General features: G+C 66.0%; 22 protein-coding genes. 9 read left to right on the top strand and 13 right to left on the bottom strand.

Annotation, left to right across the window (positions count from 1 at the left end; genetic code table 11):
• Positions 1-116 precede the first annotated feature (116 nt).
• A complete protein-coding gene (locus tag PMI12_RS05565) occupies positions 117-680 on the top strand; it encodes a hypothetical protein (protein ID WP_007830049.1) in 564 nt (187 codons plus the stop codon).
• A gap of 57 nt (positions 681-737) precedes the next feature.
• On the opposite strand, the gene PMI12_RS29185 is transcribed toward PMI12_RS05565, so the two are convergent.
• The 3 genes from PMI12_RS29185 to PMI12_RS05555 form a co-directional block, all read right to left on the bottom strand.
• Positions 738-911: a hypothetical protein gene (locus PMI12_RS29185; protein ID WP_443259915.1), complete on the bottom strand. Its 174-nt coding sequence runs from the start codon at positions 909-911 to the stop codon at positions 738-740.
• A gap of 54 nt (positions 912-965) precedes the next feature.
• Positions 966-1,475, bottom strand: coding sequence for a DUF1993 domain-containing protein (locus tag PMI12_RS05560; protein WP_007830048.1), 510 nt, complete (start codon positions 1,473-1,475; stop codon positions 966-968).
• A gap of 309 nt (positions 1,476-1,784) precedes the next feature.
• Complete coding sequence (locus tag PMI12_RS05555) at positions 1,785-3,935, bottom strand: glycoside hydrolase family 3 N-terminal domain-containing protein (protein WP_042672900.1); 2,151 nt, start codon at positions 3,933-3,935, stop codon at positions 1,785-1,787.
• A gap of 131 nt (positions 3,936-4,066) precedes the next feature.
• Between PMI12_RS05555 and PMI12_RS05550 the strand changes: the two genes are divergently transcribed.
• Genes PMI12_RS05550 through PMI12_RS05535 form a run of 4 tightly spaced genes read left to right on the top strand, consistent with a single transcriptional unit; the run spans position 4,067 to position 10,792 of the window.
• Positions 4,067-5,362: a glucoamylase family protein gene (locus tag PMI12_RS05550; RefSeq protein ID WP_007830045.1), complete on the top strand. Its 1,296-nt coding sequence runs from the start codon at positions 4,067-4,069 to the stop codon at positions 5,360-5,362.
• A gap of 8 nt (positions 5,363-5,370) precedes the next feature.
• Positions 5,371-6,741, top strand: coding sequence for a glycoside hydrolase family 15 protein (locus tag PMI12_RS05545; protein ID WP_237726050.1), 1,371 nt, complete (start codon positions 5,371-5,373; stop codon positions 6,739-6,741).
• Positions 6,742-6,743: 2 nt separating this feature from the next.
• Positions 6,744-8,504: an ABC transporter ATP-binding protein/permease gene (locus tag PMI12_RS05540; RefSeq protein WP_007830041.1), complete on the top strand. Its 1,761-nt coding sequence runs from the start codon at positions 6,744-6,746 to the stop codon at positions 8,502-8,504.
• Positions 8,501-10,792, top strand: coding sequence for a CocE/NonD family hydrolase (locus PMI12_RS05535; protein ID WP_007830039.1), 2,292 nt, complete (start codon positions 8,501-8,503; stop codon positions 10,790-10,792). The genes PMI12_RS05540 and PMI12_RS05535 overlap by 4 nt, the downstream gene beginning before the upstream one ends.
• Before the next feature lie 4 nt (positions 10,793-10,796).
• On the opposite strand, the gene PMI12_RS05530 is transcribed toward PMI12_RS05535, so the two are convergent.
• Both PMI12_RS05530 and PMI12_RS05525 read right to left on the bottom strand, forming a co-directional pair.
• Positions 10,797-12,434: an alpha-amylase family glycosyl hydrolase gene (locus tag PMI12_RS05530; RefSeq protein ID WP_042672899.1), complete on the bottom strand. Its 1,638-nt coding sequence runs from the start codon at positions 12,432-12,434 to the stop codon at positions 10,797-10,799.
• A 96-nt stretch (positions 12,435-12,530) separates the two neighbouring features.
• Positions 12,531-13,040, bottom strand: coding sequence for a DinB family protein (locus PMI12_RS05525; protein ID WP_007830036.1), 510 nt, complete (start codon positions 13,038-13,040; stop codon positions 12,531-12,533).
• Between the two features lie 126 nt (positions 13,041-13,166).
• On the opposite strand from PMI12_RS05525, the gene PMI12_RS05520 reads away from it, so the two are divergent.
• The gene (locus PMI12_RS05520) at positions 13,167-13,838 is read left to right on the top strand and encodes a TetR/AcrR family transcriptional regulator (protein WP_007830034.1); all 672 of its coding nucleotides are present in this window, start codon (positions 13,167-13,169) and stop codon (positions 13,836-13,838) included.
• A gap of 47 nt (positions 13,839-13,885) precedes the next feature.
• On the opposite strand, the gene PMI12_RS05515 is transcribed toward PMI12_RS05520, so the two are convergent.
• Positions 13,886-14,290: a RidA family protein gene (locus PMI12_RS05515; protein WP_007830033.1), complete on the bottom strand. Its 405-nt coding sequence runs from the start codon at positions 14,288-14,290 to the stop codon at positions 13,886-13,888.
• 131 nt (positions 14,291-14,421) lie between these two features.
• Here PMI12_RS05515 and PMI12_RS05510 point away from each other — a divergent pair, with 131 nt between their 5' ends.
• Entirely contained in the window at positions 14,422-15,348 is a 927-nt protein-coding gene (locus tag PMI12_RS05510; RefSeq protein WP_007830032.1) for a LysR family transcriptional regulator, read from the top strand.
• Here PMI12_RS05510 and PMI12_RS05505 read toward each other — a convergent pair.
• On the bottom strand, positions 15,343-16,089 hold the full coding sequence (locus PMI12_RS05505) for a tRNA-uridine aminocarboxypropyltransferase (protein WP_042672891.1): 747 nt from the start codon (positions 16,087-16,089) through the stop codon (positions 15,343-15,345). The genes PMI12_RS05510 and PMI12_RS05505 overlap by 6 nt on opposite strands.
• A 30-nt stretch (positions 16,090-16,119) precedes the next feature.
• On the opposite strand from PMI12_RS05505, the gene PMI12_RS05500 reads away from it, so the two are divergent.
• Positions 16,120-16,386, top strand: coding sequence for a helix-turn-helix domain-containing protein (locus PMI12_RS05500; protein WP_042672889.1), 267 nt, complete (start codon positions 16,120-16,122; stop codon positions 16,384-16,386).
• Here the strand turns inward: PMI12_RS05500 and PMI12_RS05495 are convergent.
• From PMI12_RS05495 to PMI12_RS29345, 6 genes are all read right to left on the bottom strand, one after another.
• On the bottom strand, positions 16,383-17,417 hold the full coding sequence (locus PMI12_RS05495; protein WP_007830029.1) for an RNA methyltransferase: 1,035 nt from the start codon (positions 17,415-17,417) through the stop codon (positions 16,383-16,385). The two genes, PMI12_RS05500 and PMI12_RS05495, sit on opposite strands and share 4 nt — an antisense overlap.
• Before the next feature lie 97 nt (positions 17,418-17,514).
• Positions 17,515-18,219, bottom strand: a complete 705-nt coding sequence (locus PMI12_RS05490) for an SDR family oxidoreductase (RefSeq protein ID WP_007830028.1) — start codon at positions 18,217-18,219, stop codon at positions 17,515-17,517.
• 37 nt (positions 18,220-18,256) lie between these two features.
• Complete coding sequence (locus PMI12_RS05485; RefSeq protein ID WP_007830027.1) at positions 18,257-19,258, bottom strand: NADP-dependent oxidoreductase; 1,002 nt, start codon at positions 19,256-19,258, stop codon at positions 18,257-18,259.
• Positions 19,259-19,355: 97 nt separating this feature from the next.
• A complete protein-coding gene (locus tag PMI12_RS05480; protein WP_042672888.1) occupies positions 19,356-19,961 on the bottom strand; it encodes a TetR/AcrR family transcriptional regulator in 606 nt (201 codons plus the stop codon).
• 77 nt (positions 19,962-20,038) lie between these two features.
• Positions 20,039-20,482, bottom strand: coding sequence for a cupin domain-containing protein (locus tag PMI12_RS05475; RefSeq protein ID WP_007830023.1), 444 nt, complete (start codon positions 20,480-20,482; stop codon positions 20,039-20,041).
• Between the two features lie 60 nt (positions 20,483-20,542).
• Positions 20,543-20,755: a hypothetical protein gene (locus PMI12_RS29345; protein WP_237726049.1), complete on the bottom strand. Its 213-nt coding sequence runs from the start codon at positions 20,753-20,755 to the stop codon at positions 20,543-20,545.
• 935 nt (positions 20,756-21,690) lie between these two features.
• Here PMI12_RS29345 and PMI12_RS05465 point away from each other — a divergent pair.
• Entirely contained in the window at positions 21,691-22,272 is a 582-nt protein-coding gene (locus PMI12_RS05465) for a DUF4304 domain-containing protein (RefSeq protein ID WP_007830019.1), read from the top strand.
• Positions 22,273-22,328: the final 56 nt, after the last annotated feature.

The raw sequence follows: 22,328 nt of genomic DNA, 5'->3' as shown, positions 1-22,328 counted from the left end.
CTCAGAGCAAATCAGCCGGCGCATCATGTCTTGTGCATGTCGTATCGATGCACTTTGGGTCTCGGCTCGACCCACCCGGCCGCTCCGGTATCCAACTACTTCAATTGGAGACCCAAATGAAAAAATTCATTCCCAGCGCCATCGCCAGCCTCCTGATCGCCGGGGCAATCTTGCCGGCCGCCGCCAAGGAGAAAGTCGTCGACCGGAGCATCACGGAAGCGGAAGTCCTGGGGGCCCAGCAGGCCTGGTGCAAGGCGCTGGTCGACATCAGTGCTGCGAATTCCAGCGCAGGGCAGCCGGCCGCCAGGGCGCTGGCCGAGAAGGTCATCGACAGCGCCTACGCCTACCAGCTGGGCGCAGTGCTGTTCAAGCCGACGCTCACGACATCGCCGCAGACCTTCCGCACCGCTCGCGACGGCGCGCTGGCGTACTTCGTGGGCGGCAACCCTGCCTTTCCCAACGACACCGGCTTCGCCCTGAAGGGCTGGACCAAATGCGACATTGCCAACAGTGCCGTGCTCATCCACGGCGACGTGGCCAGCACGCTGGGTAACGTGCTGTTCACTGACCCGGACGGCAAGGTCACCACGGTCGACAAGACCTGGACTTTCGTGAAGGACGGTGCCGGCAAGCTGCGCATCGTCGTGCATCACTCGTCGCTGCCGTACGCTGGCCGTTGAACACCGCGTTCGAGTGCCGGCAGGCCCAGGCTCTAGGGCAGCGCCTTCAAGGGGCCTTCATCGGGTGATGACGGCCCCTCGGAGGACCGTCATTGGCGGCTCAAAGGCGCGAATCGGTGGCAGCACGCCGTCGTAGCGCGCGACCTGCACCGCAGTGCGTTGCCCCGCGCAACCCTGCGCCAGCGATGAGGTGCCGATGTCGCGCGTCAACACATTGGGGTTGCCGTGCACGCTTGCACTTCGAGCGGCAGTGGTCAGAGTGGCTGAACGCCTGTCTGTCTTGGGTCAGTAGGCACCCATGTAGTCGCGCTTGCCGATCTCAACACCGTTGTGACGCAAGATGGCATAGGTGGTGGTCACGTGGAAGAAAAACTGCGGCAGTCCATAGTGCAGAAGATATGCGCCTGCAGTCAGCTTCTTTTCCTTGGGGGTGCCGGGGCGCAATACGATCTCGCGGCTCTCGCTTGAATCAAATTGCTCAGGCTTGAAGGAGCCGATATGGGCCAAAGCTTTGGCGATCAACGCTTGCAGGTCGGCGAAGCTGACCTCGGTGTCGGGCCAGGACGGCACCTCGGCACCAGCCAGGCGGGAGGCAATGCCCTTGGAGAAGTCTGCGGCGATCTGTACCTGACGTACCAGCGGAAACATGTCAGGGAACAGCCGCGCCTGCAGCAGCGCATTCGGATCGATATTTTTCTGCGTCGCCTGGTCTTCGGCCTTCTTGAGCACGTCGGACAGGGCGCGCAGCATCTGCTGCATGACGGGAACGGAGGCGTTGTACAGCGGGCTGGTCATGGTGAGTTCACTTCTAAAATTGGGCACGATGGCCGGAGTTGGCGTGGCAGAGGCCCTGCCGACCATGCAAGGCTAACAGCACAGGGCGAACTGAATCGCCTCGGCTTTTGTGGCCAGCTTTTCTCCCTGCTGGTAGTCGGAGCAGCCGCGTTGAAGGGCAGTTCATTAGCAAGAAGCGGACGTCAATTGCAGACGCACGACAGACCGCGATCGCTGCGTAACCGCCCTTCGAGGATGCCCGCTTCAGGCTGGCTGCCCCCTTACCTACGCCCCGCTCACAAACGGCCGGTCTCCTTCAGCACCAAGGTTTCAACCCAATTCAATGGTCCGACGCAGCAACCCCGATTGCTCGGCACTCGGCCCGACAAGGATCTCCACCTCGCCCGCCTCGAACAAGGGCAGCAGGTCCGGCCCGAGGTAGCGCAACTCGGACGCCGGCAACTCCAGTTCGACCGCGCCGGCTTCGCCGGGCATCAATCGCTGCTTCGCGTAGCCCTTGAGTTCCAGCAGCGGCCGGGTGACACGGCTCACCTTGCCGCGCACGAACAGGAAGACGGTCTCTTCAGCCTCGCGCGCGCCAACGTTGCGCAGCCTGACGCTGATCTTCAGCGCGTCCTGCTCGCGCACGCGCCGCGGCTCGACCTGGAGTTCGTCGTAGCTGAATCGGCCGTAGGTCAGGCCATGACCGAAGGCATACAGCGGCGTGTTGTCGACGTCCTGGTACTTGCTCGTGAAGTAGTCGGCGGGATTCATCGGCCGGCCGGTGGGACGCTGACCGAAGTGGATCGGCACCTGTCCGACGGCGCGCGGCCAGCTCATCGGCGTGCGGCCGCCGGGCGATGCCCGGCCTGTGACCACGTCGGCGATCGCATGACCCGCTTCGACGCCGAGGAACCACGCAGCCAGCAGCGCATCGGCGTGTTCGGAAAGCCAGGGGACGACGAGCGGACGGCCCGAAAACAGGATCGCGACGACGGGGATGCCTAGCGCACGTGCACGGGCCGTCACCGCTTCGGCCAGAGCCTGCTGTCGACCGGGAAGCGCGGGCGTGGCGCGGCTGGCCGCCTCGCCGCTCATCGTGGCGCGCTCGCCCAGGCACAGCAGAACGGCGTCGGCGCCCTCGCACAGCGCGACAGCAGCTTCGATGCCGCTGTCGTCGTCGCTCTCGATGGCAACGCCCGGTGCGTGGCGTATGTCGGTCTGCGGCAGCGCGGCGCGCAAGCCGGCAAGCACGCTGACGGCCGGCTCGTGTTCGCCGGCCCCCCACCACGGGCCTTTCATCTCGGTGCTCGCGTCGGCCAGCGGGCCGATGACGCACAGTGCCTTGGCCGCCGCGGGCAAGGGCAAGGGCAAGGTGTCACGCTCGTTCTTCAGCATGACGATGGCCCTGCGCGCGGCGTCGCGCGCCACCGCGCGTCGCTCGGCGACAACCACCGCGGGCTCCGGTGTCGCGCCGCGGCGGTAGGGGTCATCGAACAGTCCGAGCTGTTCCTTGAGCCGCAACACGCGGCGCACGCTGGCGTCGATCTCCTCGATCGTCACGCGCCTCTGCTCGAGCGCGACCGGCAGGCCCTTGCGGTATGCGTCGGCCATCATGTCGATGTCGACGCCGGCCTTCAGCGCCAGTACCGCGGCATCGACGAGATCGGCGGCAACGCCGTGCTTGATCAATTCCGCGATCGCGTTGTAGTCGCTGACGATGACGCCATCGAAGCCCATCTCGCCGCGCAGCCAGTCGCGCAGCAAGGGAATGTGCGCCGTCATCGGCACGCCATTGAGATCGGTGAAGGCGGGCATCAGCGTCGCGACGCCGGCGCGCACGGCCGCCGCGAAGCCCGGCAGATGCACTTCGCGCAAAGTGCGCTCGGAGATGTCGACGGCGGCGTACTCGCGCCCCGCGGCGACCCCGCCGTACGCGACGAAATGCTTCGCGCAGGCGGCCAGCGATTCGGCCGACGACAGGTCGGCGCCCTGGAAACCGCGCACCTTGGCCTGCGCGATGCGCGCGTTGAGCCAGGGGTCTTCGCCGGGTCCTTCCGCGGTGCGGCCCCAGCGGGGATCGCGCGACACGTCGAGCATCGGCGCGAAGGTCATCGCCAACCCTTCGGCCGCGCCCTCGCGCGCGGCCTCGCGCGCCGTGCGCTCCCAGAGTTCGTCGTCGAAGGTGCCGGCCTCCGCGAGCGGGATCGGAAAGAGCGTGCGATGGCCATGAATGATGTCCAGGCCGATCAGCAGCGGAATGCCGAGCCGGGACTTCTCGACGGCCAGCCGCTGCATCTCGCGCGTGGGGCCGGCACCGACCATGTTCAGCAGATTGCCGACGGTGCCATCGATGATCGACTGCGTGGAGTCTCCCGCGAGCACCGGCCCGGTGACCGTGTAGCTGGAGGCGGTCATCGTCAGTTGACCCAGTTTTTCGGCCAGCGTCATCCGGGCCATGAGGGAATCGATGCGACTCATCATCAGGGATTTCGAATAGAACCCAGGGGACCTAATGATGGCATGCTGCGGGGGAGCCGTCGGCCGCGTGACGCCGATGATTCGATGAAAACCAACCGTGACACCCGGGACGACAACGAAAGGAACCGTTCGTGCAGAAGGATGACAGGAACCCGAGGGCACTGGCTGCCCTGCCCGATGAAGCCTTGATCGACGCCGTGCAGCGGCAGACCTTCCGCTATTTCTGGGACGGTGCGGATGCCGCCAGCGGCCTGGCACTCGACCGCCGCACGCTCGTCAGCGCCACGGGCGAAGACCTGGCCGACGAGAGGGTCGCGATCGGCGGCACGGGCTTCGGCATCATGGCCATGATCGTCGCGGTGGAACGCGGCTGGGTCACGCGGGACGCAGCGCTGGAGCGCCTGGGGCGCATGCGCGACGCCCTCTTCCGCGCCAGGCGCTACCACGGTGCCTTCCCCCACTTCATGGACGCAGCAAGCGGCGCGACGATCCCGATGAGCCCCAAGGACGACGCGGGCGATCTGGTCGAGACCTCGTTCCTCTGCATGGGCCTGCTCTGTGCGCGCCAGTATTTCAGCGAGGACACGGCCGCGGCGCGCCGGTTGCGCAGTGACATCGACACACTGTGGCACGAGGTCGAATGGAACTGGTTCACCCAGGGCGGACGGGACGTGTTGTATTGGCACTGGAGCCCGAACCACGGCTGGGCGATGAACCATGAAGTGCGCGGCTGGAACGAGTGCCTCATCACATATCTGCTGGCGGCGGCCGCGCCGCGCCATGCGATCGATCCGCGGGTGTACCACCGCGGCTTTGCGGCGGGGACTGGTTTCCTCAACGGCCGGTCGTACTACGGCATCGAGATACCGCTGGGCATGCCGTATGGCGGCCCGCTGTTCTTCACGCACTACTCGTTCTGCGGCCTCGATCCGCACGGCCTGAAGGATCGCTACGCCGACTACTGGGATCTCAACTGCCGCCACCTGCAGATCAACCGTGCACACTGCATCGCCAATCCTCATGGCCACCCGGGCTACGGCGAATCGTGCTGGGGCCTGACCGCCAGCGACGACCCCGACGGCTACCTCGCGCACGCCCCGGACGTCGACAACGGCACCATTTCGCCGACGGCCGCACTGGCCAGCCTGCCGTATGCGCCCACCGAGGTGATGCAGGTTCTGCGGCATTTCCTCACCGTGCATGGCACGCGCTTGTGGAAGGACTACGGCTTCGTCGATGCGTTCTGCGAACGGCGCGATTGGTTCGCAGAGACTTTTCTCGCCATCGACCAGGGCCCGATCGTCGTGATGATGGAGAACCATCGCACAGGCCTGCTCTGGAAACTGTTCATGAGCGTGCCCGAGGTGCAGGCCGGGCTGCGCCGCCTGGACTTCAGCAGCCCGCACCTCGGGTCACCGGCACTGTGACATTCGGCGTGGCGAGTCATCAAGACCCGGCGTTCGAGTCCTGGCTCGACGGACAGCTCTCCCATTCGGCGAGCGCGATGCTGTCCAGCGTCTCGCCGGTGTCGATCGTCAAGCATCGCCCAGGCTTCGGCCAGACCATACGGCCGGTCGCCGGTGCCATCGTCGCCTCGCCCGTGCTCGGCAACTACGACCCTGACCCGGACTACTTCTTCCATTGGTTCCGGGATTCCGCCGTCGTCATCGATGCGCTGCGCCTGCTCTACGTCGAGCGACGCATCGGCATCGAAGCCCTGGAGCATCTGCGCGACTTCACCCGCTTCAGCCTTGCCTTGAACGCACTCGACGGCCGCGCGATTGCCGCGGTGCAGGACCGCAGGACGCGCGTGGCTCCCGAATTGCTGCAGTACCTGCGCGAGGACCATGAGCTCGCGGGCGTCCACGGCGATGCCGTCGCCGCCGAGACGCGGGTGAACCCCGACGGCACGCTCGATGTCCTGCGTTGGGCGCGCCCTCAGCACGACGGGCCGCCGCTGCGAGCGCTGGCGCTGCTGCGCTGGGTGGCCGGCGGGCACCTCGACGCGGCCCTTCTGGCCGAGGTCGCGCCGCTGATCCGCTTCGACCTCGGCTTCACGCTGCGCCACTGGCGCGAGCCGTCGTTCGACATCTGGGAGGAGGAAAGCGGCCATCACTACTACACGCTGCGCGTCTCGGCAGCAGCGCTGGCCGAAGGCGCGGCATGGCTGGAGGGCCTGGGCGACGCGGCGCAGGCGCAGCGCTGCCGGGAGGAGTCGCAGGCCGTGCTGCGCCTGCTCGATGGCTACTGGGTCGATGAGGAAGGCGCGACGCACGGCTACTACCGTTCGCGCGTGCTGGCCGATGGCCGGCCCAGTCCGAAGGCGCTGGACATCGCGGTGATCCTGTCGGCGATCCACAGCCTCGGCACCGAGGCCTCGCACAGCCCGGTCGATCTGCGCATGCAGGCCACGCTGGCGCGGCTCGACGCACTGTTCGACGCTGCCTATCCGATCAACCACGGCCGTGCCGCAGGCCGTGGCACGGCGATGGGCCGGTACGCCGGCGACGTGTACTGCTCAGGCGGCGCGTACTACTTCTCGACGCTCGGTGCCGCCGAGTTCTGTTTCCGCGCCGCGGCGCTGGGCGGCGATGCACGCCATGGGAACCAGTGGATGGAGCGCGGCGACGCCTACCTGGCCACCGTACGCACCTACACGCCGGCCGGCGGTGATCTGTCGGAGCAGTTCGATCAGCACAGCGGCGCGCAGACCTCGGCGAAGCAATTGGCCTGGAGCCACGCCGCGTTCATTTCGTGTGTCTTCGCGCGCCGCATCGCGGCCGCCGCCTCTCAGGCATCGCGGTAACGATGAGCGCAAGGCCAGGCGACCCTGCCGAGCCGGCTGCAAGGACCGGCGTCTTCCGCCAGGTCGGCGAGCTGCTCGGCGCCTTGCGCGTATCCCCGGTCGCGAAAACGCTTGTCGCGCTGATGGGCGCGATCGTCGTGGTCGTCGCGCTCACGGCGTATGGGCAGATCGAGCTCAACAGCTGGAACAAGCCGTTCTACGACGCGATCTCGCGCCGCGACCTGAGCGAATTCATCGTGCAGGTCGGCGTCTTCGCGGTGATTGCGGGCGCGCTGCTGGTCTTGAACGTCGCGCAGCGGTGGCTCGGCGAAACCTTGCAGCTGAAGCTGCGCAAGGCAGTGGTCAATGACCTGGTGGGGCTGTGGCTGCAGCCGCGCCGGGCGTTCTGGCTCCAGGCCAGCGGCCCGATGGGTGCCCATCCCGATCAGCGCATGCACGACGACACGCTGAAGCTGTGCGATCTGTCGGTCACCCTCGGCGTGGGCCTGCTGCAGGCCACGATGCTGTTCGGCAGCTTCGCGAGCGTGCTGTGGGTGCTCTCCAAGGACTTCAGCATCTTCTTCGACGGCCAGGACCATGTGTTGCCGGGCTTCATGTTGTGGGCGGCGATTGTCTATGCGGTGGCCGGGTCGCTGGTCACCTACTGGGTCGGCAACGGCCTGATCTCGCGCAACGCCGAGCGCTACGCGCGCGAAGGCGAACTGCGCTTCTCGCTGACGCGCATCAACGAGCATCTGGACGGCATCTCCCTGGCCGGTGGCGAGGCCGACGAGAAGCGTCGCGTCGCCATGCATTTCGGCGACGTGCTGCGCGCCACGTCGCGCGTGGTGCTCGGGCTGACCAACCTGACCTGGGTCACCGCGGGCTTCGGCTGGATCACCATCATCGCGCCGACGCTGGTGGCCGCACCGCTGTATTTCTCGGGGAAGGTTTCGTTCGGCGGCCTGATGATGGCTGCCGCGGCCTTCACGCAGGCGCAGTCGTCGCTGCGCTGGTTCGTCGACAACTTCAGCATCATTGCCGACTGGCGCGCCACGCTGCTGCGTGTCACCGACCTGCGCCGGATGCTGGCGTCCGATCTGGAGGCACGGGCGAGCGGCAGTCGCATCGCCTACGAGGAAGGCGAAGGCGGAACGCTCGCGATCGAAGCGCTGGAGGTTCGCTCCTGGAGCGGCCACGATCGGCTGGACGTTTCGGGCCTGGTCGTGCACCGCGGCCAGCGCGTGCTGATCCTCGGCACGCCGGGTGCCGAGAAGACGCTGCTGTTCCGCTCGCTTGCGGGCCTGTGGCCCTGGGGCTCCGGCACGGTGCGCCGGCCGGGCGGCGAGACGATCCACTACATGCCGCGCGGCACGCCCTACATTCCCCGCGGCACGCTGGCCGAAGTGCTGTCGTATGCGATGGAGCCGACGACCTATCCCAGAGATGCCATGGTGGCCGCGCTGGCAAGCGTGGGCCTCCAGCGCCTGGAACCCTTGCTTGACAGGAAAGGCCGCTGGGAAAGCGAGCTCAGCATGGACGAGCAGCTGCGGCTGGGCTTCGCCCGCGTGGTGCTGCAGGCGCCGCCCTGGCTGGTGATGGACGAGGCCTTCAGCGCATTCGACGACGACACGCTCGAACTCATCATCGGCGTGCTTGGCAAGCTCACCCACACGGGCATCATTCACATAGGCTCGGCCGGCGAGGCGCACGACCGGCTGTTCACGCAGGTGGTTCATCTGGTCAAAGCGCCGCACGCCGTGCCCGAGGAGCAGCGACCATGAGACGCCCCCCGCCAACCGTCAGCCGTGCGCGCCGCGCCCTCATGCGGCTGGCTCTTGCGCTGCCCGCCTGGCCCACCGGGTCCCGGGCGGCTGATTTCGGCTTCCGGCCGCCGCGCGACCCGGACGATGCCGCCGCTGCGGACCTGATGCGGGACTTGGCCGAGCGCATCCTGCCGGTGTACCAGGACGCGGACACCGATTCCTTCCTGGCCAACGTCACCGCCCTGCAGATCGTCAGCGGCGCCTACCGTGCGGCCTACGACAGCAGCCGCTCCCTGCGCGACCGGCGCCAGGGCAAGCCCTTCGACGGCCTGGTCGAGCGTGCGATCCTCGATGGCATCTATGCGAATGCGCGCATGCTCGAGGCGGACGGGCGCCTCGGCTTCGCCGAAGCCTACGCGCGCTCGTTCCATGAGCTGGTGTCGCCGCTCGACAACGCGCAGGCCCAGGCCGTCATGGCGCGGCTCGAGATTCCGCCGGCTACATACAGGGAGCCGCTGCGCCAGGCCTTCGATCTCTGGCGCGCGAAGGGCAGCCTCCCGGAGGCCGAGGCCTTGGCGCTCGTGCGAACCTGGCTCTCGTACCAGTCGCGCCGCAGCTTCGGTGCGCTGCTGCCCGAATTGTTCGCCGCGCAAAACGGCAGCCGCTACGTGGCGGAGGCCGACGTCAGGATTCCCGTGCGGGGCGGCGTCATCCATGCCAGCGTGGTCCGGCCCGGCCGCATGGACGGCGCGCTGTCGACGCTGCTGCGCTTCACGCTCGACCCGGCCGAGGACGACGCCAGGCGCAGCGCCGCCAGGGGCTACATCGGCGTCACGGCATACGTGCGCGGACGCACGCCCGACGGCAAGGGCGCCGTGTGGCCCTTCATTCGCGACGGCGAAGATGCCGCCGCCGTCATCGACTGGATCGCCCGGCAGGCGTGGAGCGACGGCCGCGTTGCCATGCTCGGCGACGGCTACTCCGGCTACGCCGCCTGGGCCGCCGCGCGCAGGAGGCCGGCGGCGCTCAAGGCCATCGCCACCATCGCGCCGATGGCGCCGGGCATCGACTTCCCGATGGCCGGACAGATCTTCCGCAACGCCATGGTCCGCTGGGCGCAGGAGCACGCGGATGCCGAGCCCCTGCAGGCCGGCATCGACGCCGACGCCGGCCCGGACGCGGTATGGCAGGCACTCGACGCGCGCTGGCATCGCGGCAATCGCCCCTACTGGGACGTGGACCGCGTCCTGCTGGGCAGGCGCAGCAGGCTGATCCGCGCCTGGCTGACACACCCGAGCCACGACCGCTACTGGCAGAAGTTCCTGCCGTCGGCGGAGCAGTTCGCGCGCATCGACATCCCGGTGCTCAGCTTCGCCGGCTACTACGGCGCCGACGCCGGCGCGCTCTACTTCCACCACGAGCATCTTCGCAACCGGCCGCAGGCCGACACGACGCTGCTGCTGGGCCCCTACGACGCGACCTCGATCCGCCGCGGCACGGCGCCGACGCTGCGCGGCTACACGCTGGACCCCGTCGCGCGCGTCGACCTGCCCGAGCTGCGCTACCAATGGCTCGACCACATCCTGAAGGGCGCGAACAAGCCTTCCCCGCTGCTGGATCGCATCAACTACCAGGTGATGGGCGCGGACCAGTGGCGCCATGTGCCGACGCTGGACGCGCAGGAGCGCACGCCGCTGCGCCTCTATCTCGACACCAATGGGCGCGACGACCCGCACCGCCTGTTGCCGTCGCCGTCCGAAGGCGGTGGCAGCGCGCGGCTCTCGGTCGATCTCGCCGATCGGCGCGACGTGGGCATGCCGTGGCCCGACGCGCTGCGCGTGAAGGAAGTGCCGACGCGCAACGGCATCAGCTTTGTCAGTGACCCGCTGCCTTCGGACACCGAGATCGCCGGCAGCCTGCGCGGCGTGTTCGACATCACGCCCTCGCGGCAGGACGTGGACTTCCACATCTCGCTGTACGAGCAGACGGCGAGCGGCGAATACCAGCTGCTGTTCGACCCCTACGACTTCCGCGCGAGCTACGCCGGCCATCGCGTGCGCCGCCGGCTTCTTCGGGCCGGCGAGCGCCAGCTGCTGGCCTTCACCACCGAGCGGGTCACCGCTTGCAGGCTCGCGGCGGGCAGCCGCATCGTGCTGGTGATCGGCCTCAACAGGCGCCCCGACCGGCAGGTCAATTACGGCAGCGGCAAGGACGTGAACTCGGAAACCATTGCCGACGCGAAATGGCCCGTGCGCGTGCGCTGGCATGCGCGCAGCTACGTTGAGATCCCGACCGGCGAGCCTTGATCCCTCATCGTGTCGTCGGGCCCTTGTCGCTCACCGCGCCGATGAGGACACCTTCGCAAGGCGCCAGCACCAAGGGCCCTTCGATCGATCCGGCGCGCGCAGGATCGGTCGATGCCAGCACGATCGGCTGGCGCGGCAACAGCGCTGGCGATACCGGCGCCGAGGTGGCGCCGAAGTTCAATATCACCACCAGCCGCTGTCCGTCGCTCTCGCGCGCATAGGCGAGCATCTCGTCCCCGGCTTCAAGCGCTTCGTAGCTGCCCCGGTGCAGCGCAGGCTGCGCGCGGCGCAACGCGATGAGGCGCTTGTAGAGCGCCAGCATGGAGCCCGGATCGCGCGACTGCACTTCGACGTTGTGCATGTGCCAGTCGGATGCGAGGCGCAGCCACGGGATTCCCGTCGTGAAGCCGGCGTGCGCTTCGGCGCTCCACTGCATGGGCGTTCTCTCCGGGTCTCGGCCCAGGCCCATGCCAGGCTTGTTCTTCTCGAACGGGTCCTGCACTTCGTCGGCAGGAATGGGGACGTCCGTCATGCCGATCTCGTCGCCGTAGTAGAGCGTGGGCGTGCCGCGCAGCGTGAGCAGCAGCATGGCGGCGAGCCGCGCCATCCGTGGCCCGACGCGGTTTGCAATGCGGGACCTGTCGTGATTGCCCAGCACCCAGTTCGGCTGGGCGCCGGCGGGCAAGGCGGCTTCGTAGTCGCGCACCAGGCGGTCGATGCGCGCCGCCTGCCACTCGGTCGCGATCAGCTGAAAGTTGAAGGGCAGCTGCACGCCTTCGAGCACCCCCTGGGCGTTGAGGCCGTAGTAGGCGACCAGGCGCGCGAGCGGCAGGTAGAGCTCGCCGATCAGCACGCGCGACGAGTGTGCATCGCTGAACTCGTCGACCACGCGGCGCATCTCGGCCACGATCGGCTGCACCTCCGGCAGGTCCGTGTTGTGAAGCATCGTCCAGCGAAGAAACGGGTCCTGCCCTTCGACGAAATCCGGATTCGGCGGGTTGTCGCGGAACTGCGCGTCCTTGACGATCTGCGAGAGCACGTCGACGCGGAATCCGTCGACGCCGCGCCGAAGCCAGAAACGCAGCACCTCGTACATCGCGGCGCGTACTTCGGGGTTGCGCCAGTTGAGGTCGGGCTGCTCCTTCAGGAACGAATGGGCGTAGTACTGCCCGGTGGCCGCATCGAAGCTCCAGGCCGGGCCGCCGAAATTGCCGAGCCAGTTATTGGGCGGCCCGCCGTCGGGCGCCGGGTCGCGCCAGATGTACCAGTTGCGCCGCGCATCACTGCGCGCGCTGCGGCTTTGCACGAACCACGGATGCCGGTCCGACGTGTGGTTGGGCACGAAATCCAGGATGATCTTGAGCCCCTTCGCATGGGCCTCCTGCACCAGCGCATCGAAGCCATCGAGCGTGCCGAAGCACGGATCGATGTCGCAGAAATCGGAGATGTCGTAGCCGAAGTCGGCCATCGGCGAGGGATAGATCGGCGAGATCCAGACGGCGTCGACGCCGAGCGAGACCAGATGATCCAGCCGGGCACGGATTCCGTCGAGGTCTCCGATGCCATCGCCGTTGCTGTCCTGGAACGAACGCGGGTAGACCTGATAGACGATTCCGCACTTCCACCAGTCGTCAGCTGACATCTTGATCCCTTCGTGCTTGGCTTCGAGCGGGGTCATTGTCTCCAGAAACCGTGCGGGGCATCGTCAAGCAGGCCCGGAGCGGACGTAGCAACCCGACTACGCTCGAGCGGCGACCCGCCCTCTCGTCGACGCCTGGGCCTCGTGCAGGTACGTCGTGAAGCCATCCCTGGCCGGTGGAACCGAATTGAGCAGCATCACCGCGCTCACCTGTCCACGATGGCCTGCTCCGTGCGTGACAACATGCATGAGCATCTCCTCGCGGGACATGCGCCCCTGTGCGCCGTCGGTGAACGCGAAGTCGATTCGTTCGGCCAGTTGGTCGAGATCGAGCGTCGACACATAGTCGATGTATTCCTGATCGCTTCTCCGGAGATCGGTGGACAGATCTTCCAGCGTTGGCATCTCGCTCAAGTTGGCCGATGCGTACCCGTGAGCTTCCCGCCTGATGTGGGCGGCGAATATCCGGTCGACCACATAGGTGTGGCTCAAGGCCTTGATGGCCAAAGCGGTGATCGAGGAGCTGTCGCCAAGCCGGGCCAGCGCGGTCAACAGCTGATCGTTTGCCCAAGCCTTGTATCTGAAGAGGTGATGCAGTGTGTCGTCCATGTCATGGTCTCCTGAGGGGTTTGCGCGCCACGGGTCTTACATGCAGGAAGTTGCGCTGCCTGTCCGCGCCCACTCAGAATATGAGCGATCATTCGCTTTTCATACTCGCATTGATGGCATCTGAAAATGACGAGAAAACCAGTCATCCGGCCCAGGAAAACCGCCATTCAGGAGCGATCGCGCGCGACCGTGGACAACCTGATCGAGGCAACTGCTCGCATTCTGGTCAAGGATGGTTTCGACAAGGCCAGCACCAACCGCATCGCGGAGGTTGCGGGGGTGAGCATCGGCTCGCTCTATCAATATTTCCCCAGCAAGGAGGCACTCGTCGCCGCCGTGATCGAGCGCCACCAGCAGCAGATCATGCAGATGGTGCGCAGCGAGCTGAGCGAGGTCTCGAGCCAGCCGCTGGACCAGGCGATGCGCAGGTTCGTCGCTGTCGCGGTAGAGGCGCACCGTCTCGATCCCCAGCTGCATCGGGTGCTCGCCGAACAGATCCCGCGCGTGGGAAAGCTGGAGAAGCTGGAAACCTTCAGTCGTGAAAATTTCAGCCTGTTCAGTACCTATCTCGAAGGAGCCCGGGACGAACTCGGCGTCGACGACCTGGAGCTCGCATCGTTTGTATGTGTCACCACGATCGAGGCGTTGACGCACAACGCGGTGCTGCACCACTCCAGGGTTCTGACCGACGATCGGATGGAAGCGCTCATCGACGAGGGTGCGCGCCTCGTGACCGGCTACCTGAAAGGCCAGCGCGCAAACCAGCTCCGCGCAGGTCACCATAAGCCCATCCGCTGAGATCGCTCCCATGCAGGCGGCCGGGCGGCCCGTGGCGAGCGCAGGGCTCAGCCCTCATTGTTCTCCGGCAGCCTCGCAATCACCTTGATCTCGAACTGGAATCCGTAGAGCCACGTCACCCCGATCCCCGTCAGCGTCGGGTGTGGCGCACTGCCCCAGTACTCCGGCACCACCTTCCAGACCGTCTCGAAGTTCGACTCCGGATCGACGATGAACACCGTGACGTCGACCACATCGTCGAACGTGCAGTTCGCCGCCGCAAGGATCGCATTCAGGTTCTCGAACGCCAGCCGGACCTGCGCCTCCAGATCGGGCTCCGGCGAGCCGTCGGGGCGGCTGCCGACCTGCCCCGACACGAACAGGAAGCCGTTGGACCGGATCGCCGGCGAGTAGCGATTCTTTTCGTAGAGCGCCTGGCGCCCGGGTGGAAAAACGACGTCGCGCTGAGTCATGGATGGATGGCCTTCCCGAAGAAATAACGATGAAGGGACTTTAGGGAGCCGCGCCTCCCGGATAAACGGGCAAGGCCAACAATCACTGTTTGCAGAACCCAAACAATCCGCGCATCCGCAGGAGCAGCACCATGGACCGTTTCGATGCAATGCAGGCATTCGCCCGCGTGGTGGAAGCAGGCAGCTTCACCAAGGCGGCCGAGACGCTTCACATGAGCAAGACCAGCGTGACGCAGCTGGTGCAGCAGCTCGAAGCGAGGCTGCGCGTGAAGCTGCTCAACCGCACGACGCGCAAGGTCAACGTCACTGCCGACGGCGCGGCCTACTACGAGCGCGTGGTGCGCCTGCTGGCCGACATGGACGATGCCGAGACCAGCCTCTCGGGCGCCTCGGCATCGCCCAGGGGCCGGCTGCGCGTGGACGTGCCCAGCCCGCTGGCGCGCACGATCCTGGTGCCGGCGCTGCCGGCGTTCCACGCGCGCTACCCCGACATCCAGCTCGACATGGGCGTGAGCGATCGCATAGTGGACCTGATCGGCGAGAACGTGGACTGCGTGGTGCGCGGCGGCGAACTCACCGACCAGTCGCTCATGGCACGCCGCGTGGGCGATCTGCAGCTCGGCGTGTATGCGGCGCCGAGCTACCTGGAACTCGCCGGCACGCCCTCGCACCCTCAGGACCTGGAAGATACGCATCACCGCATCGTGGGCTTCCTGTGGTCACGCAACGGCAAGACTTTTCCGTACACCATGCGCCGCGATGGCGAGCACATCGGGGTGCAGGGCCGCTACGTGCTGTCGGTCGACGACGGCAATGCCTACCTCGCGGCTGGTCTGGCCGGACTCGGCATCCTTTGGCTACCCGACTACTTGGCCAAGGCGCACGTGGCGAACGGGGAACTGCTACCTCTGTTCGAGGGCTGGCAGCTCGACCCGATGCCGCTGTACATCGCGTTTCCGCCGAACCGGCACGTCAGCGCCAAGCTGCGCGTGTTCATCGACTGGGTGGCCGGGCTGATGGCGCTGCATGCGCCCATCAGCGGCCGGCGCGGTTCATGAAAGCGGGAGAGCGGACAGCTCGCGCAGCCGCTGATGCGCAGCCCCATCCCATGCAATGGGCTGCTGCTTCTTCGCACTCAGGTAGTGGTGCGTGAAGACCGCGAGATAGGCCTCCAGCGTTTGCTCGGCGGCGTGTTCACCTGCCAGGTTCATGCACAGCGCGGCCACCTCGCTCGTGCAGAAATGATCGTCGCGGCCGGAGCGGCGCAGCTTGTATTGCGTGGTCCGCTCCGGCTGCAGGCTCAGCACGGGCAGCAGGTCGAGGTAAGGGCTCCTGCTGAACATCTTGCGCGCCTCGGCCCAGGTCCCGTCGAACAGGATGAAGAGCGGGCGTTTGGCAGTGCCGGCACGGGTCGGGTCGGGCGACGAGACACTGGCGACCACCCGCTCGGGCGCCGCGTACTGCCCCGGGAACACCACGTACGGTTGCCACTGAGGGTCGTTCAGCAAGGCCAGCAGCGCGGGGTCGGTGTCGGTGCGCATCCAGCCGAAGGCGAAGGTATCGGCCACCACGTCGGCAATCAGCCAACCCGTGTTGGTCGGCTTGAGCGGCTCGATGTCGGCCATGAGCAGGCACACCCCAGCGCGTGTTGCCACCGACGGGCGCACTGCGCACATGCAGTGGCTGGGCACCAGCCGGCAGCCGGCGCAGCGCTCGCGCTTGAAGCCCCCGCGGGCCAGAAAGGGTTTGGCGCTTCGCGCCAGGCGCGCGGCGCGAAGGAGGGAAACGGCGTGGGGCATGCGGGGATTCTCTGCGGTGACAATGCGGAAATGGCCAAAGGCAAACGAATTTCCGCAGACATCGGGGGCGACGCCATTCTGGCGATCAAGGAGCTGGGCGCCGCCGCCAAGCTGGCGCGCACCAGTGCCGGCGAAGGCCAGGCCGCCGCTGCCGCACGCCTGGGCGTTCACGTCCAGACCATCGCACGGATCGAATCAGGCGAGCCAGGCGTCGCCATCGGGCATGTGCTCGGCATGCTGGCTCTTTACGGGATCTCGGTGAAGCTGCAGCACCCGGACGCGGGCGGGTCGACCTAACGCCGGTCTTCGGTCTTTCGAAACAGCACCTGCACTTCGGCTGCGCGCGCCCTCAACTGGCCGCATCCGCCGTCGACATCCTGACCGGCTGAATTGCGCAGCTTCGTCAGGATGCCCCGTTCGTGCAGCGTGCGAGCCATCTGTTCGCAACGCTCCCACGACGGGCGGCTGAACGCCACGCCGTCGACCGCGTTGAAGGGAATCATGTTCAGCACGCCGTACTTGCCGGAGAGCAGCTGGACGATGCCTTCGATCTCATCCTGCCCGTCGTTGACGCCTTCCAGCAGCGTCCACTGGTACTGGATCGGGTAGCCGGTGGCCCGCGCATAGCGCTCGCCCGCGGCGACCAGTTCCTCGGGCGTCATGTTCGGCGCGCGCGGCAGGAGCTTGCGGCGCAGATCGGCCTTGGTCGTGTGCAAAGAAAGAGCCAGCGCAGGCTTCACGCGTTCCTGGTGCAGCCTCTCGAACGCGCGTGGATCGCCCACGGTCGAGAACACCAGGTTCTTGTGGCCAACGTTGCCCACCGTGCCGAGCAGGTCGATCGCCTCCATCACGTTGTCGAGGTTGTGGGCCGGTTCGCCCATGCCCATGAACACCACCTTGCGCACCGGCCGCCGCATGCGCGCGAGGGCGACCTGGGCAATGATCTCGGCGCTTCCCACCTGGCGCAGCAAGCCTTCGCGGCCGGTCATGCAGAACTGGCACCCGACGGCGCATCCGACCTGCGAGGAGACGCACAGGCCATCGCGGGGCAGAAGCACGCTCTCCACGGTCTGGCCGTCCGCGAGGGCCACGAGCAGCCGCTCTGAACCATCGGCACCGGGATGCACCGCATGGATGCGCGCCAGCCCAGCAAGCTCGGCTTCGATGGACGGCAAGGCAGCCAGCAACGACGACGGGAAGAAGGTCCCCGGCAGGCGCCTGCCGCTGTCCCGGGGCAGCGCATGGGACCAAAGCCGCAGGATGCGTTGTTCGTGGCTGGGGCCGGCTCCGGCTTCGCGCAGTCGGCGTTTCAGTTCGTGGATTCGCATGCTGGGGCAGATTGTGCACGGCAGGCGGTCCGCCGCCGGTCATCGCGCAAGGAACGCAAGCGCCTTGCTCAGGAAGTCGGCGTGCAACCGAAACACCTCAGGAGGCCTGCGGCAGGTAGCTGGGTCTGTCCGCCGTCATCCCGCGCTTGACTTGCAGGGTGAGTTCATCGGCCAGCACTTCGTCGAGACCCGATTCAAGTCCGTCGAGCGCGCGCTTGACGATTTCCTCCGGGCTGGACTTCGGCACCTCGAACCCGCGTGTCAGATCGGTATCGACGTAGGCCATGTGCAGCCCCAGCACCTGCGTCTTCTGTGCCGCCAGTTCGTTGCGCAGTGCATTGGTAAGCGACCAGGCCGCGGACTTGCTGGCCGAATAGGCGCCCAGTTCGCCGCCGTTCACCCACGAGGCGACCGACAACACGTTGAGCAATGCGCCACCGCCGTTGGCCTTGAGGATCGGCGCAAAGGCCTTGCTCATGCGCAGCACGGCGAAGAAGTTGGTCTCGAAGATGCGCCGCGCAACGTCTTCGCTGTCGGCTGCGAGAAAGCCGCCAGGCTGTGCAATGCCGGCGTTGTTGATCACGAGCGTCACGTCCGAGGCCAGCTCCGCGGCGGCTGCGACGTCTTCCGGCTTGTTGACGTCGAGCCGCAGGGGCTGGACACCGGCTTGCGTGATGGTGACAGGGTCGCGCGCACCGGCGTAGACCTTGCGGGCGCCACGGGCGAGCAACTCGCGTGCAAAGGCCAGGCCAATGCCACGATTGGCTCCGGTGACGAGGACGACAGCGTTTTCGATCTTCATGGGAGACTCCAAAAAATGAGTTGGTTGGGAATCGGGTTCACTTGACTTTGATGACGACCTTGCCCTTCGCGCGGCCAGACTCGACATAGGCCAGGGCCTCGTTGGTCGCCTCGAAAGGAAAGACCCGGTCCATCACGGGCCGGATGGCCCCGGCCTCGATGAGCCGGGTGATCTCGCGCAGTTGGCCTCCATTCGCCCTCATGAAGAGGAACGAATAGCCAATGCCTCGGCGTTTCGCCCTTCGCCTGATGCCCGAGCTCAGCAGCCGCATGACCAGCTTCACGAACCCGGGTGCCGAGATTTCCTTGCCGAATTCGGGGTCCGGCGGTCCGGAGATGGAGATGAGCCTTCCGCCGGGCTTGAGCACGCGAAGAGACTTCTCGAGCGTCTTGCCATCCTGGCTGTTCAGGACCACGTCGTAGTCGCGCAGGACATCCTCGAAGTCCTGCGTCCTGTAGTCGATGACCACGTCTGCGCCCAGGCTCTTCACAAGCGCGACGTTGCCTGCGCTCGTCGTCGTGGCGACGGTTGCGCCCAGATGCTTGGCCAACTGGATGGCGAAAGTGCCCACGCCGCCGGATCCCGCCTGAATGAAGACCTTCTGCCCCTTCTTCAGCTCGGCCTTCTCGACCAGCGCCTGCCATGCCGTCAGGCCCACCAGCGGGATGGAAGCGGCTTCGACCATCGTGAGGCCCTTGGGCCGGAGCGCAAGCGATGCCTCCTTGACCGCAACGAATTCGGCGAAGGTGCCGATCCGGAAGTCATCCGCCCGCGCATACACCTCGTCGCCCGGCCTGAAATGCTGCACACGCCGGCCCACCTCGACCACGACGCCGGCCACATCGTGGCCCAGGACGAGCGGCAGGCGGTAGGGCAGGACGAGCTTGAACTCTCCGTCCCTGATCTTGGCGTCCAGCAGGTTCACGCCGGCGGCATGAACCTCGACCAGGACTTCGTCATCGCGCAGTTCGAGGGTCGGCATTTCCGCCGACCGCAACGCGCTCTTTTTCCCGTAGCGCTCCAACACAAATGCTTTCATGGCCTTCCTTGTTTCTCCGTCAATAAACACTTCATTTGGCATGATGATCATCATATTTAAAGGCAAACGAAAGGGCGGCATCCATCTATCAACGGATTCAGTTGCCGACGGAGGTCAGGTGCTTGAGCGCGGCCTCGCGCAGGCTGTCAGACAGCGCAGGCTCGTCGACAGCACGCGCGAGCAGCAAGGCGCCCACCATGGTGGAGAGGGTCACGAGGGCCCGTTCGTGGGCTCCGGGCTGTCCCCAGTCCGGCAGCTGGCGGGCGACGAGGTCGATCATTTCCTTGATGTGCCGGGTCGCTATACGGCGCACTTCGGGAGCCTGCCGCGAGGTCTCGGAACCCAGCGCGGCCAGGGGGCAACCTATGTCGGCGTTCTCCTGATGCTCCCTAGAGAGATAGGCGCTCAGCATGGATGCGAGCGCAGTGCCGGGGGGCACGCTGGCCACGACGTCGGCCGCGGCGGCGGCGGACTCTGCGCACGCCCTCCCCGCCGCTTCGGCCAGCATGGTCTCACGCGATGCGAAGTGGGCATAGAAGGCCCCGTGCGTCAGGCCGGCCTCCTTCATGAGGTCCGAGACCCCGGTCCCGTCGTAGCCGCTGCGACGGATCGCGCGGGCTGCCACGGACACGATGCGCTCATGCGTTGCATCCTTGGCGGCAGCTCGGGTATTGGGCCTGGTATTTCGCATGATGCACATCATACAACATTCGTATGCCATGCGCACTGCGGCACAGTCTGGCCTCGGCAAGCGACCGCCCGGCTACGGCCGCCTCCCGGTCAGGCTGCGACGGCAATCCCATTCCGCTCGAGCACCTCCAGCAGCTTCGGAATATCAGGCGGCCCCAACGGAATCTCGCGATCGATCGCGGTGAACATCTGGGCGGCCAAGGCGCCCTCCCCGGTGATCTCGAGCATCTGCCCGCCGCCCTTGCCGTAGTGAAAGCCATGCACCGTTCCACGCGGTACATGGACGAGCGTGCCAGGCTGGCACATGTGCGCGCGGCCGTCGCAGAGAAACTCGACCTCGCCTCCGAGGACGTAGAAGGCTTCGTCCCAGTCGTGGCTGTGCGGCGGCGGCCCCGTGCCTTCGTCACCCCGTTGGAAAGTGATGCCATAGCTCTGCGTCGTCGCATTCGACGCCAGCACCGTCACCTGCGTGCCGAGCACGTTCAGAGGGACTTCACGCCGGTCAGGCGTCAGGACAAAGTACGGAATCGTCATGGTCAATTCCTCCAACGCGGGGCCGTGATTCTGCGCGCCGCATGGAGGGGGCACAAGCTGTCAGGCGGCGCGCAGGGTACCCTCCTGCGTCAGCGCCTCGCACTGGCTTTCGATGCGAGCATGAAGCAGGCCCAGCGACACCGAGAGAAACCGCTGCAGCGCGCTGCGCTGGCATGTGTCGAAGAGCGGTGCAGGGTCTGCGTCGGACAAGGCGGCATCGCGGCGGTCTTCGTCCCAGGCGAGCAGTTGGACCAGCGTGTGTGCACCTTGCACGGCGTCGCGTGCGTCGTTGAGGAATGCGGCCTGGCTTTGTTGGAAGGGGGGAGCCGCTCGGCTTATACCAATTCGAAGGATTTGAATTGGGCGGTAGGACAATAAGGCGTGCAGAAGCAGCCGGCGTTTGAAGCATGGGCCATGGGCCTCCAAGGATGTCGATTTGCAACAACCAGCACCTGCTGTCAAACGAGAGCGGCAGATCGAACGGGTTGACAGACCGGGACATCCTTGCGGAAACCGGCAGGGCGCGAGCCCTCCCGTTCGATCCGCCTAAAAAAGAGGCACGAACGAAAAAGCCGCGGACCATGTGCGGTGACTGCGGCTTTCGTCGCAGGATGTCAGCGGGCTGCTAAATCCGGCCTCGCTCATCACGAAGCAGGGGCAATGTCCGTGTTCTTTGGAGAGTCCGTCAAGTTGAAAGCCCGAGGATGAGGTGGTCGTGACGGCCGTGTGAGAGGCGGTTTTGCAGCGAGTTGCCGACATTCGACGGGCTCGCGCGAATGGGTACTATCGGCCAGAACCAGTCGATCGCGGACACCGCACAATCTGCTTGGAAGCAGTCATTCGCAATCGGTCAGAATCGCTGCACTTCGACCGCGCAAGGAGAGCGATTCGTGGCCTATGAGCATCAGTCAGGTTCGGATGACGGGCGCTTCGAGCTTCAAGTCGAGGCGTGGGAAGCACGAAACAGCCATTGGGTGTTTGCTCCGCGGCTTCGCTACACGAGCAGCGACAAGTTTCTCTTCAAACCCGAGGCAACGACTTGGTCTGCCGACAGTTCGACATGGACCGGTGCCCAAGTGCGTATCGTGCTTCGCAGTGTCCGAGTATCTCAATGAGCCGCGTCCTTGAGATTGAGGAGGCGGCGATGCAGTGTTAGCGCATTGCCGCTGTGACTTACGCGAACTTGATGTTGGCTTGCTGGAGATGTCATGAAAGAGGTCTTGAAGAAGGTGGCACCGGGCCTTCGTGCAATCGGCTTTCGAGGCTCCGGCCAGAACTATCGGAAGCGGGAGGGGGACTTCGTCTTCGTCATCAACTTTCAGGGCAGCAGATGGGGAGACAACTTCTATGTCAACCTCGGAGCCCATCCCGTGTTTATTCCAGCCGAGGGAGATGCGGACCTATCGAAGTTGAAGGAACACGAGTGCATGCTGAGACGAAGGGTCGGCGATGACTGGCCGTGGCAAATGACCGACGAGCGCTCCGTCCAGCTTGAGGCCGAGATCCTGTCGGCACAGACCAAATTCTTTGGAAACGCGCAGACCTTGCGAAACGCGCTCGAAACCGACAGCCCGGATGACTTGCTGCGGAAATTTGGCGCTGGAACGAGTAGGGCTCGCGCCACTCTTCATCTGTCCCGCGCGGCTGCAAGACTCGGCCACATAGAGTTGGCTCGTAGTCTCGTCAGGCTCGGTCTGGAATTGGCGGGCGACCGTGGCACCATGTTGAGAGTCGAGCTTGAACGCGTCCTCGGTGAATGCCCTTCAGCCGGCACGACAAGCAGGCAATGATGCCTGCGAGCTCCGCTGGCTACTTCCAGACCCGGCCGAGGCTGTGTGGAAACGCC

The sequence above is a fragment of the Variovorax sp. CF313 genome (assembly GCF_000282635.1).
Taxonomy (GTDB): domain Bacteria; phylum Pseudomonadota; class Gammaproteobacteria; order Burkholderiales; family Burkholderiaceae_C; genus Variovorax.
The sequence above is the reverse complement of the archived record's forward strand: the minus strand, read 5'-3'. Positions and strand labels throughout refer to the sequence as shown.